14 protein-coding genes are annotated in these 14,987 nt (G+C 70.9%); 9 read left to right on the top strand and 5 right to left on the bottom strand.

The annotated features are described in order from the left end of the window. The first annotated feature begins 57 nt into the window (after positions 1 to 57). The 5 genes from G6N75_RS01200 to G6N75_RS01180 all read left to right on the top strand — a co-directional run bounded on the left by G6N75_RS01200 (position 58) and on the right by G6N75_RS01180 (position 5,790). The gene (locus tag G6N75_RS01200) at positions 58 to 1,557 is read left to right on the top strand and encodes an alpha/beta hydrolase (RefSeq protein ID WP_165346240.1); all 1,500 of its coding nucleotides are present in this window, start codon (positions 58 to 60) and stop codon (positions 1,555 to 1,557) included. Between the two features lie 10 nt (positions 1,558 to 1,567). Continuing rightward, positions 1,568 to 2,314 (top strand): ATP-binding cassette domain-containing protein, encoded by a 747-nt coding sequence (locus tag G6N75_RS01195; protein WP_165346239.1) that lies wholly within the window; start codon positions 1,568 to 1,570, stop codon positions 2,312 to 2,314. Continuing rightward, complete coding sequence (locus G6N75_RS01190; RefSeq protein ID WP_165346238.1) at positions 2,311 to 3,483, top strand: ABC transporter permease; 1,173 nt, start codon at positions 2,311 to 2,313, stop codon at positions 3,481 to 3,483. Before G6N75_RS01195 ends, G6N75_RS01190 begins: the two co-directional genes overlap by 4 nt. Positions 3,484 to 3,544: 61 nt before the next feature. Then, complete coding sequence (locus tag G6N75_RS01185; protein ID WP_165346237.1) at positions 3,545 to 4,096, top strand: LemA family protein; 552 nt, start codon at positions 3,545 to 3,547, stop codon at positions 4,094 to 4,096. Next, positions 4,096 to 5,790, top strand: a complete 1,695-nt coding sequence (locus tag G6N75_RS01180) for a DUF2207 domain-containing protein (RefSeq protein WP_165346236.1) — start codon at positions 4,096 to 4,098, stop codon at positions 5,788 to 5,790. Before G6N75_RS01185 ends, G6N75_RS01180 begins: the two co-directional genes overlap by 1 nt. 57 nt (positions 5,791 to 5,847) lie before the next feature. Here the strand turns inward: G6N75_RS01180 and G6N75_RS01175 are convergent, their stop codons facing one another. Then, positions 5,848 to 6,201 (bottom strand): metallopeptidase family protein, encoded by a 354-nt coding sequence (locus G6N75_RS01175; RefSeq protein WP_165346235.1) that lies wholly within the window; start codon positions 6,199 to 6,201, stop codon positions 5,848 to 5,850. 64 nt (positions 6,202 to 6,265) lie between these two features. Between G6N75_RS01175 and G6N75_RS01170 the strand changes: the two genes are divergently transcribed. Next, the gene (locus G6N75_RS01170; RefSeq protein ID WP_165346234.1) at positions 6,266 to 7,618 is read left to right on the top strand and encodes a response regulator; all 1,353 of its coding nucleotides are present in this window, start codon (positions 6,266 to 6,268) and stop codon (positions 7,616 to 7,618) included. On the opposite strand, the gene G6N75_RS01165 is transcribed toward G6N75_RS01170, so the two are convergent. Beyond that, entirely contained in the window at positions 7,593 to 8,864 is a 1,272-nt protein-coding gene (locus G6N75_RS01165; RefSeq protein ID WP_165346233.1) for an FAD-dependent oxidoreductase, read from the bottom strand. The genes G6N75_RS01170 and G6N75_RS01165 overlap by 26 nt on opposite strands. A 69-nt stretch (positions 8,865 to 8,933) precedes the next feature. On the opposite strand from G6N75_RS01165, the gene G6N75_RS01160 reads away from it, so the two are divergent. Then, complete coding sequence (locus G6N75_RS01160; RefSeq protein WP_240900868.1) at positions 8,934 to 9,584, top strand: ATP-binding cassette domain-containing protein; 651 nt, start codon at positions 8,934 to 8,936, stop codon at positions 9,582 to 9,584. Further along, positions 9,569 to 10,366, top strand: coding sequence for an iron export ABC transporter permease subunit FetB (gene fetB / locus G6N75_RS01155; protein ID WP_346765458.1), 798 nt, complete (start codon positions 9,569 to 9,571; stop codon positions 10,364 to 10,366). Before G6N75_RS01160 ends, fetB begins: the two co-directional genes overlap by 16 nt. Positions 10,367 to 10,594: 228 nt before the next feature. Here the strand turns inward: fetB and G6N75_RS01150 are convergent, their stop codons facing one another. Then, complete coding sequence (locus G6N75_RS01150; protein ID WP_165346232.1) at positions 10,595 to 11,086, bottom strand: DUF4920 domain-containing protein; 492 nt, start codon at positions 11,084 to 11,086, stop codon at positions 10,595 to 10,597. 94 nt (positions 11,087 to 11,180) lie between these two features. Continuing rightward, the gene (locus tag G6N75_RS01145; RefSeq protein WP_165346231.1) at positions 11,181 to 11,633 is read right to left on the bottom strand and encodes a hypothetical protein; all 453 of its coding nucleotides are present in this window, start codon (positions 11,631 to 11,633) and stop codon (positions 11,181 to 11,183) included. A 95-nt stretch (positions 11,634 to 11,728) separates the two neighbouring features. On the opposite strand from G6N75_RS01145, the gene G6N75_RS01140 reads away from it, so the two are divergent. Then, the gene (locus G6N75_RS01140; RefSeq protein ID WP_165346230.1) at positions 11,729 to 12,835 is read left to right on the top strand and encodes a PQQ-dependent sugar dehydrogenase; all 1,107 of its coding nucleotides are present in this window, start codon (positions 11,729 to 11,731) and stop codon (positions 12,833 to 12,835) included. Positions 12,836 to 12,862: 27 nt separating this feature from the next. Here the strand turns inward: G6N75_RS01140 and G6N75_RS01135 are convergent. Continuing rightward, the coding region (locus G6N75_RS01135) for a patatin-like phospholipase family protein (RefSeq protein WP_165346229.1) at positions 12,863 to 14,987 on the bottom strand (2,125 nt) is incomplete at its 5' end.

Genomic DNA, 14,987 nt, shown 5'->3' with positions numbered 1-14,987 from the left:
CGGACGGCGGTGTAGAATCGGCGGCGTTTTTGCTGTCCGGCCAGGAGACGCCTTGCCATGATCCCTCGCCAAAGCCGGTTCCAGCGGCGCACCGTCCTCGGGATGGCGCTGGCCGTCCTCGCCACGCTGGGCGCGGCACCCCTGTCCGCGCGTACGCTGGGCGAACTCGAGTTCGAGCCCTGCGTGCTGACGGCCGCCGGCCTGCCGCGGCCGACCGAGGCCCAATGCACCACGGTGGAGGTGCCGGAGAACCCGGCGGACCCTGCGGGGCGCACCATCGAGCTCGCGCTGGCCTGGATCCCCGTCGAGGGCGAGGCCGAGCCTGATCCCGTCTTCATGATCGCCGGCGGGCCCGGCCAGTCCGCGCGCGAGAGCTACCCGGCCGTGGCGCCCGCTTTCCGCGACATCAACCGCAGCCGCCATCTCCTGCTGCTGGACCAGCGCGGCACGGGGGGCTCGAATCTCCTCACCTGCCCGATCGAGGAAGAACGCCTGCTCGCGGGCGTCGAGGAACCGACGCCCGAGGAGCTGCGCGAGTTCACCCTGGAGTGCATCGCGAGCCTCGAAGAAAAGGCCGACCTCCGCTTCTATTCGACGGCCGAGGCCGTGTTCGACCTCGACTTCGTGCGCCGGGCGGTGGGGGCGGAGCAGGTCAATCTCGTCGGCGTGTCCTACGGCACGCGGGTGGCGCAGCAGTACGCCAAGACCCATCCTGAGCACGTGCGCAGCCTGGTGCTGGACAGCGTCGTGCCGCCCGGGCTGGCGCTCGGCTCGGAACACGCGCGCAACCTGGAGGATGCGCTCGAGACGCACTTCCGGCGCTGTCGCGAGACGGCTGCCTGCGAGGAGGCCGTCGGGGATCCGCGGGCGCTGCTCGATGAACTGGCCGCCCGGCTCGAGCCCGGCGGGCTCGAGCCGGTGCGCTATCGCGACCCGACCAGCGGCGAGTGGCGGGAAGAAGTGCCGACGCACGGGCACCTGGCGACGGTGCTGCGGCTCTATGCCTATTCGCCGCTCACCGCGGCCGCCGTGCCGCTGGTGGTCCGGCGGGCCCACCAGGGCGACTACGAGGCGCTGCTGGCCATGACCCGGATGATGGTGACCGATCTCGGCGGCCAGATCGCCACCGGCATGCACAACTCGGTGATGTGCACCGAGGATGCCGCCGACCTGGCGGTCGATCCCGCCGACGAGGACACGGTGCTGGGCTCGCAACTGGTCGACGTGCTGGTCGAGCAGTGCGCCCTGTGGCCCCGGGGCGAGCGCCCCGCGAACTTCCGCGCGCCGCTGACCGGTTCGTTCCCGGTCCTGATCCTGTCGGGCGAGCACGACCCGGTGACGCCGCCCCGTTACGGCGACGAGGTTGCCGCGGCCCTGGACAACGTCCGGCACCTGGTCCTGCCGGGCCAGGGCCACAGCGTGCTCGGCACGGGCTGCATGCCCAAGCTGGCGGCGCAGTTCCTGGAATCCGGCGACCCGGCGGCGCTGGACGCCGAATGCCTGGACCGGCTGGCGGCGCGGCCGCCTTTCTCGGGCCTGTACGGCTGGGAACCCTGAGGGGCGAGCGATGATCAAGGTCGAAAACCTGCACAAGACTTTCAAGACCAAGTCCGGCCCGGTCCGGGCGGTGGACGGAGCGAGCTTCGAGGCGCGCGACGGGCGGATCACCGGCCTGCTCGGGCCCAACGGCGCGGGCAAGACCACCACGCTCCGGATGCTGTACACCCTGATGCGCCCGGACCAGGGCCGGGTGCTCGTCGACGGCCTCGACGTGGAGCAGGATGCCGCCCGGGTGCGGCGGGCACTGGGCGTGCTGCCCGACGCGCGCGGCGTCTACAAGCGGCTCACGGCGCGCGAGAACATCGCTTACTTCGGACGCCTGCACGGCCTCGACGAGGGCGAGATCTCGCAGCGCACGGAGCGGCTGGTGCAGGCCCTCGGCATGGAGGACTTCATCGACCGCCAGGCCGAAGGCTTCTCGCAGGGGCAGCGCACCAAGACCGCGATCGCCCGCGCGCTGGTGCACGACCCGAAAAACGTGATCCTGGACGAGCCCACCAACGGGCTGGACGTGATGACGACCCGCGGGCTGCGGGAATTCCTCCAGGCGCTCAAGGCCCAGGGGCGCTGCGTGATCCTGTCGAGCCACATCATGCAGGAGGTCGGCCTGCTGTGTGACCACATCGTGATCATCGCCAAGGGCAAGGTCACGGCCCAGGGCAGCGCCGACGAGCTCCGCCGCATCAGCGGCGAGGAGAACCTCGAGGACGCCTTCGTCAAGCTGATCGGCTCGGAAGAGGGGCTCGCGGCATGAGCGTCGTCTGGACTGTGATGAAGAAGGAGTTGCTGGACCTGTTCCGGGACCGGCGCACCGTCATGCTCGGCCTGTTCATGGGGCCGTTGATCTTCCCGGCAATGATCCTCGGCATCGGCGCCCTGGCCGAGCAGCGTGCCCGCACCCAGCTGGAAAGCACCCTGGAGCTGCCGGTGATCGGCGCCGAGCGCGCGCCGAACCTCATCGCCTTCCTCGAGACCCAGAACATCGCGGTGATCGACCCGCCGGCCGATCCGGAGGCGGCGATCCGGGCGCAGGAATACGAGGTGATCCTGCACATCCCCGAGGGCTTCGCGCAGCGATGGCGCGACAGCCGGCCGGCGCTGGTGGAGATCCTCTACGACAGCTCCCGCCAGGACTCGCGCATCCCGGTTGGCCGGGTCGAGGGCAACCTGCGCGGTTACAGCCGCCAGGTCGCGACCATGCGGCTCATGATGCGCGGGGTGGACCCGGCACTGGGCGAAGCCGTGGTTTCCGGGCGCCGCGACCTGTCCACGCCCGAGGCGCGCCGCGGGATGGCGCTGGCATTCCTGCCTTACCTGCTGATCCTGAGCGCCTTCCTCGGCGGCGCCTACCTGGTGATCGACGTCACGGCGGGGGAGCGCGAACGACAGTCGCTGGAACCCCTGCTGGCGACGCCCTCGAGTCGGGAGGCCATCATGAGCGGGAAGATCGCCGCGGCCTGCGCCTTCGGCATGCTCAGCCTGTTGCTGATCCTCTTGAGCTTCAAGCTCAGCTTCCAGTTCGCCGGCTCGGGGCCGTTCGAGGGCGTGGACGTGTCCTTCCTCGCCATGGCCAAGCTGCTCGCCATCCTGGCCCCGATGGTGCTGATCGGCACCACGCTGCTGACCCTGATCTCGGCCAGCGTGAAGTCGGTGAAGGAGGCGCAGAGCTATATGAGCGTGCTGATGCTGCTGCCGATCATTCCGACCGTGGTGCTGCTGATCAGCCCGGTGAAGAACCAGCTTTGGATGTTCGCCGTGCCGTTCCTGGCCCAGAACCAGGCCCTGCTGATGGTCCTGCGGGCGGAGACGATCTCGGCGCTCGAATGGCTGGTGTATGCGGGCGCCGGCCTCGGCCTCGGGCTGCTGCTGTGGCTGGTCGCCGCGCGCCTGTATCACCGCGAGAAGCTGGCCATCAGCGGTTAAGCTGGGGCCTGTCCCCAGGACATGTCCTGGGGACAGGCCCCATCCCGACGGAGGTCCGTGCATGTCGATCCTGTTGCTGACGCTGGTCGCGGTCCTCCTGCTGTGGGGCGTGTGGGTCTACAACCGGCTGGTGCGTGACCGCAACCGCGTACGCTCCGCGTGGAGCGACATCGACGTCCAGCTCACGCGGCGCCATGACCTGGTGCCGCGGCTGGTCGATGCGGTGCGGGCCTACGCCGGGTACGAGCGGGCCACGCTGAGTGCCGTCACCGAACTCAGGACGCGCGCCGAGGCCGCCAGCCGGCTGCCCGACAAGGCCCGCCTCGAGGACGAGATGGCGGCCGGGCTGCATCGACTGATCGCGCTCGCCGAGTCCTACCCCACGCTGAAGGCGGACGGCAATTTCCTGCAGCTGCAGCGCGACCTGGTCGATACCGAGGACCAGCTGCAGTACGCCCGGCGCTACTACAATGGCGCCGTGCGCATCTACAACACCCGCATCGAGACCTTCCCCGACCTGTTCGTGGCCCGCACCTTCGCCTTCCGGCCGGCGGAGTTCTTCGCCGTCGACGAAGAGGAAGTCCGGGCGGCGCCACGCGTGGAGCTCGGCTGATGCGCGCGCCCTGGGGAGTCGCTCTGGCGATGGTGCTGGTGGCCCTGGCGAGCACCGGCGCCGGCGCCGCGGAGCGGATTCTCGACTACCAGGGCGAGATCGAGGTGCATGCCGACGCCACCATGACGGTGAGCGAGACCATCGCCGTCCAGGCCGAAGGGAACATGATCCGGCGCGGCATCTTCCGCGACTTCCCCACCGACTACCGGGACCGCTACGGCAACCGCTATCGCGTCGGCTTCGAGGTGCTGGAGGTCCGGCGCAACGGCCAGCCCGAGCCCTGGCACACCGAGCGGCGCAGCAACGGGGTGCGCGTCTATGCCGGCAGCGCGGACCGCCGGCTCGAACCAGGCCGGCACGAGTACGTGATCCGCTACCGGACCGATCGCCAGCTGGGCTTCTTCGACGACCACGACGAGCTCTACTGGAACGTCACCGGTACCGGCTGGGACCTGCCCATCGACGCGGCCCGGGCGCTGGTCCGCCTGCCGGATTCGGTGCCGGCCGACGCGATCCGCGCGACGGCTTTCACCGGCCCGCAAGGCAGCCGTGAGCAGGCCTACGAGGCCGGCCTCGAGGGCCAGTCCGTGCGCATCGCGGCCGGCCGGCCGCTCGGCCCGCGCGAGGGCCTGACAATCGTCGTCAGCTGGCCGAAGGGACATGTCGATGAGCCCACTGCGGAGGAGCGGCTGGGCTGGCTGCTACGGGACAACAGGGGACTGCTGCTGGCGGGCAGCGGGCTGCTGGTGGTGCTCGGTTACCTGGGCTGGGCCTGGCGCCGCTATGGTCTGGACCCGCCGCGCGGCGTGATCTTTCCTCACTATGAACCGCCGGGCGGGTACTCCCCTGCCTCCGCCCGCTTCATCAGCAGGATGGGCTACGACAACCGGGCCTTCGTCGCCGCGGTGGTCAACCTGGCGGTGAAGGGCCACGTCGAAATCTTCGAGTCGGACGGCGACTACACGCTGCAGCGGGCGTCTTCGGGCGAAGCCCTGGCGGCCGGCGAAAAGGCGTTGCTCGCCGCCCTGTTCGAGGATGGCCCCAAGGTCGAGCTCGAGCAGGACAACCACCGGCTGCTGGCGGGCGCCAAGCAGGCCCACCGCAAGGCGCTCAAGCGCGACTACGAGAAAATCTACTTCATCACCAACGGCACGCTGCTGTTGCCGGCGGCGGGAGCCATCCTGGGGCTGGGTATTGCAGTAGGCCTGCTGGAAGCATGGCGACCGCTGGTGTTCGTGCTGTTCGGCCTGATGATCGCAGCCCTGCCGCTGTTCTATTGGCTGCTTCGTGCCCCGACCGCCCGGGGGCGCCGGCTGATGGACAAGCTGGAGGGCTTCAAGAGCTACCTCGAGGTGGCCGAGAAGGACGAGCTCAACCTGCGCAACCCGCCCGAGAAGACCCCCGAGCTGTTCGAGCGCTACCTCCCCTTCGCCCTGGCGCTGGGGGTGGAGCAGGCCTGGGCCGAGAAGTTCGCCGCGGTGTTCGCCCGGCTCGAGGCCGGTCGTGACCGGGCCTGGCGCCCCGGGTGGTACCACGGGCACTTCAACGCCCGCTCGCTCGGGACCTTTACCTCCGGCGTCGGCGCCTCGCTGACCTCGGCGATCGCCTCGGCCTCGACGGCGCCGGGCTCGTCTTCGGGCGGCGGGGGGTTCTCCGGCGGCGGCGGCGGCGGGGGCGGCGGCGGCGGCTGGTGAACCGGGGCCTGTCCCTAGGACCGGTCCCCGGGACCGGTCCTAGGGACAGGCCCCAGATCAGCCCCAGCCGATCTCGTCCAGGTAGTCGTCGTCGAGGCCGAAGTAATGGGCCAGCTCGTGCAGCACGGTGCGGCGAATCTCCTCGCGCAGCCCCTCGCCCACCAGGCCGAGCTCCAGGTGCGGCTGGCGGAAGATCCAGATGGTATCGGGCATCACGTCGACATAGTCCAGGCCGCGCTCCGGCAGGGCGATGCCGTCGTACAACCCGAGCAGGCCCTGGTCGTCCGGATCCTGCTCGGCGGTCGGCCACTCCTCGACCACGACGCGCAGGTTGTCGATTCGCTCCAGGGCCCAGTCGGGGAGATGGTCGAGGACTTCGTCGACCACCTGTTCGAATTCGTCGCGCCGCATGGCGCAAGGGTAGCAGGACGCCCCGGGCTGGACTAATGGCCTGAAGTGAAGGAAAGTCTCGCCCATGGCGCAGAAGCGTGCTCTCGTCGTCGACGACTCCAGGGCTGCCCGTGTAGCCCTGCAACGCATGCTGGAGCGCTATGACGTCCAGGTGGATTTCGCCGAGTCCGGCGAGGACGCCATCGAATTCCTCCGGCACCAGGCCGTCGACGTCATCTTCATGGACCACAGCATGCCGGGGATGGACGGCTTCGAGGCCGTGTCGGCGATCAAGGCCGACGCGCGCACGGCGCTCATCCCGGTGATGATGTACACGGCCAAGGAAGGCGAGGTCTACGTCGGCCAGGCCCGGGCGCTCGGCGCTGTCGGCGTGCTGCCCAAGGACGTCAAGCCGGGCGTGCTGTTCGAGATGCTGCTCAAGCTGGGCCTGGTGAAGGACCGGCGCGCGGCGCTCCGCCGGCGCACCGAGGAGGCCGAGACGGACGGCGAGGACGAGACCGACCGCGCCCTCGAGCGCCAGGCCATGGGCGCCTCCGTCCAGGCGCTGATCACGCGAACGCTGCAGGACCAGCACCTCGAGCTGCGCACCGACATCCTGGCCAGCAACCGCGACTTCGCCCGCCGGGTGGCGGAGGAGATCTGGGGACGCCAGAAAGCCGAGGCCGAGCTGGCGCGCCAGGAGGCGGAGGCAGGTTCGCGCGGCACGAACTGGGGCGTGGTGGCCACGCTGCTGGTCCTTGTCATCGTGCCGATTGCGCTGTTGTTCCTGCTGTTCAGCCAGGCGAGCCAGCAGCGCAACGAGGCGGTGGCCGACAACGCCCGCCTGCGGCAGGCCATTGCCGCCCAGGCCGAGACCATCGACAGCCTGACGCAGGACGGCCCGCTGGGCCCGCGCACCGCGGGCGCCGGTGACGCCGACGCCGCCTACCGCGTGCTGGTGGGGGCACTGGGCTGGGCGACCAGCCAGGACACGCGCTTCGGCTTCGGCGAGCTGCCCTTCGACGACCGGCGGCTGGAGCAGGTGACCGAGCTGTTGGCGCGGCTGACCGCGGCGGGCTTCGACGGCTCGGTGCGCCTGGACGCCCACCTCGGCGAGTTCTGCATGCAGGTGGACGAGACCACGGGCCGCTATCGCCTGGCCGACCCGGACACGCCGCTCACCGCCTGCGAAGTGGTGGGCAACCCGCTGGCCGAGGCCACGCCCGCCGCGGCGCAGTCCAGCGCCTTCCAGGAGTTCCTCGCCGCGGCGCCCATGCTGAGCCGCGGCGGCATCGACCTCGAGGTGGTGCTGCGCGGCAGCCGCGACTCGCAGCGCTTGCGCGATTTTCCGCCCGACGTGACGACGGCCGGCGAGTGGAACGCCATCGCGGCGCGCAACAACCGCGTCGAGTTCAGCCTTTTCCCGCGGCCCAGGTAAACCGTCCGGGCGCGAGCGGGGCGAGCCGGCTTGCCGGCGCCTCGCCGAGCAGGATGTCGCGCACCAGCAGGCCGGTCGCGGCCGACATGCTCATGCCGAGCATGCCATGCCCCGTCGCGACGACGGCATTCTGCAGGCCCGGCGGGCGCCCGATAACGGGGATGTCGTCCGGCGTCATGGGCCGCCAGCCGGACCACGCTTCCTGCGGTTCGCCGGCGCCCGGCTCGCGCAGGTGCGTCTCTGCCGCGCGCCGCAATGCGGCGAGCCGGACTGGGTTCAGCCGGCTGTCGAAACCCGAGAACTCCATGGTGCTGCCGAGCCGGAATCCGTCGGGCCAGGTCGTGACGCAGACGCTGGACTCCTTCAGCACCAGGGCGCGCCGCGGCGCCAGCCCGGGGCGGTCGAAGGTCATCGAGTAGCCCTTGCCGGGCTGGATCGGCAGGCGAAAGCCGAGCCGGCGCGCCAGCCGCGGTGACCAGGCGCCGATGGCGAGCACGACCTCGCGCGGCTGCCACCGCGCATCCGGCGTGACCACTGTCTCGATCCGGCCGTCCCGCACGGCCAGGTCCGTGACCGGCGCGCCCGCGCGCAGCTCCACCCCGGCCGCCCGGACCGCCCGGGCCAGGCCGGCCACCAGCCGCTCGGGCCGCAGGTGGGCGTCGTCCGGGAACCAGATGCCGCCGCTGACGCCGGCCCGCAGCGCCGGCTCTTCCTCCTCGGTGCGCCGGCCGTCCCAGGCTTCCGCGCGGATGCCGAGTGGCGCGAGGGTCTCCGGCAGGTCCCCGAAGCGTTCCCGCCAGGTGGGCTGGCGGAAAACGTACAGCAGGCCGCGGCGCTCGAAAGCGCAGTCGATCCCGGTTTCGGCGATCAGCGCCTCCAGTGCCGCGCTCGAGTCATTGAGCAGCTGTGCCCGCACCCGCGTGGCGTGCGCATGGTCGGCCCGGTTGCAATGCGCCGCAAAGCGCAGCAGCCAGGCCCAGAGCGCAGGGTCGAAGCGGGGCGGGATATAGAGCGGAGCGTCCGGCTGCAGCATCCACTTCAGGGCGCGGCCGAGCACGCCGGGCTCGGGCAGGGGCGGGGCATGGCTCGGCGTGATGGTGCCGCAGTTGCCGTGCGAGGCGCCGGCGCCCGGCTGCTCGCGCTCGAGCACCACGACGTCGCGCCCGGCCGCGCGCAGGTACCAGGCGCAAGCCAGGCCGATGATGCCGCCGCCGATGATCGCCACGTCGCAGGCCCGCGTTTGCATGGCGTCATTCTAGCGCCGAGCCGCTACACTGCGGGTCCCCGGCTCGGCTAATGAGGAGTGACGGTCGCTTTGGGTGAGGCTGCAGGACAGTCGAAGGAGCGCGCCGACGGCGGCGACGCGCTGGTGTTGCGCGCGCTGGGGGTGGGGCCGCTGCGCGGCGTCAACCTGGAGGTCGAGCCCGGCGAAATCGTCTGCCTTTCCGGCGAGTCGGGCTCAGGCAAGACCCGGCTGCTGCGCGCCATCGCCGATCTCGAGCCGCACGAGGGCGAGGCGGCGCTCGGCAGCGACGAGCGCGCCGCGGTTGCCGCCCACTGCTGGCGCGGCTGGGTGATGCTGGTGCCGGCCGAGAGCAGCTGGTGGGCCGACACCGTGAAGGAGCATTTCCTCGATCCGGTGCCGGGCAGCATGGAGGCTTTCGGCTTCGACGAAGGCGCGCTGGAGTGGGAAATCGGCCGGCTGTCCTCGGGCGAGAAACAGCGCCTCGCCGTGCTGCGCGCGTTGTCGCACGAGCCGCGCGCCCTGTTGCTGGACGAGCCGACCGCCAATCTCGATCCGGCACTGGCGCGGCAGGTGGAAGCGTGGCTGCGTGACTATTGCCGGCGGGAGGGCATGCCGGTGCTGTGGGTGGCCCACGACCAGGACCAGATCGCGCGCGTCGGCGACCGCCACTTCGCCATCCGCGGCGACCGCCTGGAGGAGCAGCCGTGCAGCAGGAACTGATCGATCTCGCCTGGTGGCAGCTGGCGATCGGCGCCGCGCTGGTGCTGGCACTGGCGGTCGTCACCTACTTCGGCCGCCTGGGCCTGAGCCGCGACCTGGTGGTTGCGGCCACGCGCATGGTCATCCAGCTGGCGCTGGTGGGCCTGGTGCTGGAGGCGCTGTTCTCGGTCGCAGCCTTTCACTGGGTAGCGCTGATGGCCGTGGTGATGTTGCTGCTGGCCGGCCGCGAGGTGATGGCGCGCCAGAAGCGGCGGATGACCGGGGGCTGGGCCTTCGCTATCGGCACGGTGTCGATGTTCATCTCGTCTTTCGCCGTCACCGTATTCGCGCTGCTGGCCATCGTCGGGCCGCAGCCCTGGTACACGCCGCAATACGCCATCCCGCTGCTCGGGATGCTGCTCGGCAACACCATGACCGGGGTGGCGCTGGGCATGGACCGCCTGACGGACACGGCCTGGCGCCAGCGCACCGTGATCGAGGGCCGGCTGATGCTGGGCATGAGCTGGAGCGACGCTGTCGCCGACCTGCGCCGCGACGCCATGCGCAGCGGCATGATCCCGATCATCAACGGCATGGCGGCCGCGGGCGTGGTCAGCCTGCCCGGCATGATGACGGGCCAAATCCTGGGCGGCAGCCCGCCGGCCCTGGCGGTGAAATACCAGGTGCTGGTCTTCTTCATGATCGCGGTCGGCACCGGCTTCGGCACCGTGGCTGCGGTGATGGCGGCGAGCCGGCGGCTGTTCGACGAGCGCCAGCGGCTCCGGCTCGACCGCCTGGCCTGACCGTGCTGCCCTTGCGTGGACGAGCCCGTTACGGGTCGCCCTCGCTTGGAAATCTTTATGCCGCTCGGCCGACCCGTAACGGGCTCGTCCTGCGACCACCGCAAGTCGGGCCACCGCTCAGCCCGGTTCAGGAAGGCCTGCCCAAAGGGCGGGGGCACACCCGAAAACTATCCCTGGCAGGCAGGTGACGAAGCCGCGCAACAAGCTGCGGTCGGGCCAGAGCACAGCTCAGGTCGTGGGGATGACCACCGAGGTCGCGACGATCGCGTACTCCTCGCGCGGCCCCCGCACCTTGGCCGGATCGTCGCCGGCGTCCTCGGCATAGTGCTTCGCCTGCGCTTCGGACAAGACCTTGCGGTTGAAGGTGCCGACGATGGTCACGTCCTTGCCGCCCGAGTCGGTGGGCACGAAAAAGCTGTAGTCGACGAAGGTCACGCGGGCCGTGACGTCGCCGTCATGGGCGACGAAGAAGCAGCCCTTCTTCTGGCACACCTTGGCGACCTTGGCGGTGGCGAGGACCTGCTCGCCGGCATACTTGTCGCTGGCGGCGACGATCTCGCCGAGGCGGACCGGCTCGCCGATCTCGCCCACGGGCGCGCCGAAGACCTCGTAACCTGCGCCGACCTCGACCGGCTCGGACAGGCGAATGACGTCGCCGGCCAGGGCGGGCGACGCCGCGACGACGGCCAGCAGGCTCAGCAGGGCAGCAGACTTTCTCATTCCGACAACTCCTCGTGGGGAATACTTGTTCCAGACCCGAATACGACCGCGCCTGGGCCCGTCGGGTTCCGCAGCTTAGCAGCGGTCGACGGGCTCATGCCACGCCCGGGGCGCGCCGTGCCGGCGCCAGCCGGGCGAAGGCCAGGCCGCCGGCCGCACCGGCCAGGACCAGCGCCCCGATGCCCAGCGGCGAGCGCGCGGCGCCGATGGCGGTGACCGGCAGCGTGGCATCCATCAGCAGCAGGATCACGCCCAGGGCCGCCGCACCGGCGAGCGTGTAGAGGAACGTGCGCCGGCGCGGCCACCAGCGCAGCAGCAGGCCCGCCACCAGGAAAGCCGGCAGGAAGCCGCCGGCGGTGAGGAGCACAAGCATGGGTGCAAAGCCCGCGAGGTCCCGGAGCGTGGTGAGCAGGCGGACGTCGAGCGGCACGGGCGCGCCGAGCCCGGCGATCGCCGCCAGGCTGAACTGGGTCTGGACAACGCTGCCGAGAATCCCGGCAAGGACGGCGGCCAGCAGCCAGGCCAGCAACAGGCGCAGGAATTTCATCGGGTGGCTCCCCTTCGGCCAGGCCATGACCACGGTCGCCCCGAACGCGCCGGGGCGGCTATTATTGTTGCAGGCCATCAAGCTCAAAGCACGCCATGAACGCCATCCGACTGTTGCCCTGCCTCGCTCTCGCCTTCCTCGCCGCCGTGCCGGCCGCCGTCCCGGCGGCCGAGTACCGGGTCGAGACCGTCGCCACCGGGCTCGAGCATCCCTGGTCGATCGCCTTCCTGCCCGACGGGCGCCGGCTCGTGACCGAGCGGGCGGGACGGCTGCGGGTGATTGCGGACGGCGAGCTGCTGCCGGAGCCGGTGCGCGGCGTGCCGGAGGCTTTCGTGCGCAGCCAGGGCGGCCTGTTCGAGGTGCTGCTCGACCCTGACTACGCGGAGAACGGCTGGATTTACCTGTCGCTGGCGCACGGCGACGCCGCCGCCAGCGGCACGCGCGTGGTGCGCGGCCGCCTGCGGGACCACGAGCTGGTCGACGTCGACGTGATCTTCGACATCGAGCCGCCGCGCGACCGGCCGGTCCACTACGGCGGTCGCATGGATTTCCTCGGCGACGGCACGCTGGTCATCGGGCTGGGCGACGCTTTCGATTACCGCGAACAGGCCCAGCGCCTGGACAGCCACACCGGCACCATCGTGCGCATCCGGCCCGACGGCAGCGTACCGCCGGACAATCCCTTCGTCGGGCGCGAGGGGGCACGGCCGGAAATCTACAGCTACGGCCATCGCAACGTGCAGGGGCTGGTTTTCGACCCGGTCGGCGACCGCTTGTGGGCGCACGAGCACGGCCCCCGCGGCGGGGACGAGCTCAACCTGATCGAGCCGGGCGAGAACTATGGCTGGCCGGTGGCGACCTTCGGGGTCGATTACTCGGGCGCGCAAATTTCCCCCTACACCTCGCGGCCCGGCATGGCGGACCCCGTGCTGCACTGGACGCCGTCGATCGCCCCGGCCGGCATGACGCTGTATCGCGGCAGCGAGTTTCCCGCCTGGGACGGCGACCTGCTGGTCAGCGCGCTGGTGGCGCGCGAAGTGCGGCGTATCGACCTGGAGGACGGCCGCGTGGTCGGCCAGGAAACGCTGTTCAGCGAGCTCGGCGAGCGCCTGCGCGACGTCGCTACGGGTCCCGACGGCGCCATCTACCTGCTGACCGACAGTCGCGACGGACGCGTGCTGCGCGTTACTGCGCCAGACTGAGCCGCCGGGGCGCCCCGGCGGCGCGACTCACTGCAGGCGGTCGAGCATCGAGCCCTCGGGAATGGGCCGGCCGAGCGCCAGGTGCAGTTCCACGCTGTCGTTGTCGGCCGCGCCCAGGGTCACCAGCAGCGGCCCGACCGGAGTGCGGGCGCCGAGGGTGAAAGAGGCGCCGAAAATCGTCTGGTCGCCGCTGCCGTCCACGGCATCGAGCACCCGCAGGGAGTGCACGCCGAGGCCGCCGTAGAAGACCTGGCCGAACAGCACCTGGATGTCGGCCAGCGGCAGCAGCCAGGTGGCTGCGCCCGACCAGTAACCCTCGCTGCGCAGCTCGCCACGCTGCAGGGCCGGAAAACTGCGGGCGCCGCCGAGCCTGAAATCGCGGTAGTTCGGCAGGTCGCCGCTCAAGGTGTCGCCGGCGCCGGCGGCCAGCTGGATCACCTGGCCGCGCCAGTCCAGGGTGTGGCCGACGACGCCCTCGACCTGGCGGTAGGATTCCTCGCCGCCCAGCCAGCGATTGGCGTTGCGGTATTCGAACTGGGCATAGCTGCCGCTGGTCGGCAGGTAGGCGCTGTCGCGGGTGTCGTAGAGGCCGCCGACCAGGAAACTGTTGTCCCGGCTGCGCTCCTCGTCCAGCAGTCCCTGGGTGCCGGTGTCGAGGTTGAAGTCCGCGGCTCCCATGCGCAGGCCTGCATGCAGCCGGGCGTGGTTGCCGATATTCACGCCGAGGTCGAGTCCGGCGACCGCTTCCAGGCGCCGGTAGGTGGCGATCCGGTCGCCGGCGATGAAAAAGTCTTCCAGCGAACGGGTGCCGCGCAGCAGAGTTTCGACGTAGTAACGCTGGGCCGTGTCGAGCGGCTGGTAAAAGGCCGTTTCCAGGACCGACAGCTGCCCCAGCTGGAGCGCGTTGCGCCACTGGCCGCCGAGCTCGTTGACCCACTCACGACGGTGGTCGGCGCGCAGGACGAACAGGGCATCGCCGCCGGCCGAGCCGGCCAGGCCCAGGTCGAAGCGGATGAAGTCGGTGTCGCCCCGCATCTCCACCGCGTCGATCACCAGTCGCGCGCGGCCGTCCGGCAGCGGCCGCAGCCGATAGTCGACGCGCTCGAAGTCGCCGCTGGCGAAGATCCGGTTCATGTCCGCCTCGAGTTCGACGGGGGTCACGCGGTCGCCGGGCCGCGTTGCCATCCGGGTGGCCAGGTAGGCGGCCGAGGCATGGCGCAGGGGCCGGAACTCGATCGAGGCAATCTCGACCGGCCCGGCGGCCGGCCGGCCCAGGCGCGCGCGCCATTCCCGGTACTCGGCCTCCGGCAGGGCGTAGCGGCGCAGGCTTTCCGCCTTGTCCCAGGCGGTCGCCGCGCCGAGCGGGATGGTCTCCAGCACCCGGTCGAAATCCACCGCACCGATGTCGCCGATCGGGACCGTGATGGCCACGTCCATGGGACCCAGGGTGGCCAGCTGCGCCTTTTCGTTGGCCTCCGTTATCACGTCGATGGAGCGCGCTGCGGCGCCGAACAACGACTGCAGCTCGTCCGGCTCGGGGGCTGGCACGGCCACGGCCACGGCGATCACCACGTCGGCGCAGAGTTCGCGGGCCACGTCGACCGGCAGGTTGCGCACGATGCCGCCGTCGGCCAGTACCCAGTCGCCGCGCGCGATGGGCGCAAACAAGCCAGGCACCGCCATGCTGGCGCGCATCGCCTCGGCGAGGTCCCCCTCACCGAGCACGACCATGGTGCTCGACTTGAGGTCCGTCGCGACCGCGCGGAACGGGATGGGCAGCTGGTCGAAGTCCCGGATGCGGCGGGCGTCGCCGATCAGCAGCCGGATTTCCGCCTCGACGTGCTGCGAGGGGATGAAGCCGCCGCTGCCGTGCAGCTGGCCGCCCCAGGCGCTGAACTCGATGTTGTTGCTGTACGTGGCGCCGGAGAGCTTGCGCTGCATCGGCCGCTCGTCGCGCCAGCCGGCGAAGGCGATGGCCTTGGCCCAGTCGATCTCCCCGAGGCGGCGCTCGATTTCCCGGGGCGGCATGCCGCTGGCGAAGGTCCCGCCGACCAGGGCGCCCATACTGGTGCCGGCCACGCAGTCCACGGGGACGCGCAGCTCGTCGAGCACCTCGAGGACGCCTACGTGCGCCCCGCCGCGCGCCCCGCCG

The organism is Thioalkalivibrio sp. XN8 (assembly GCF_011058255.1).
Lineage (GTDB): Bacteria > Pseudomonadota > Gammaproteobacteria > Steroidobacterales > XN24 > XN24.
The sequence above is the reverse complement of the archived record's forward strand: the minus strand, read 5'-3'. Positions and strand labels throughout refer to the sequence as shown.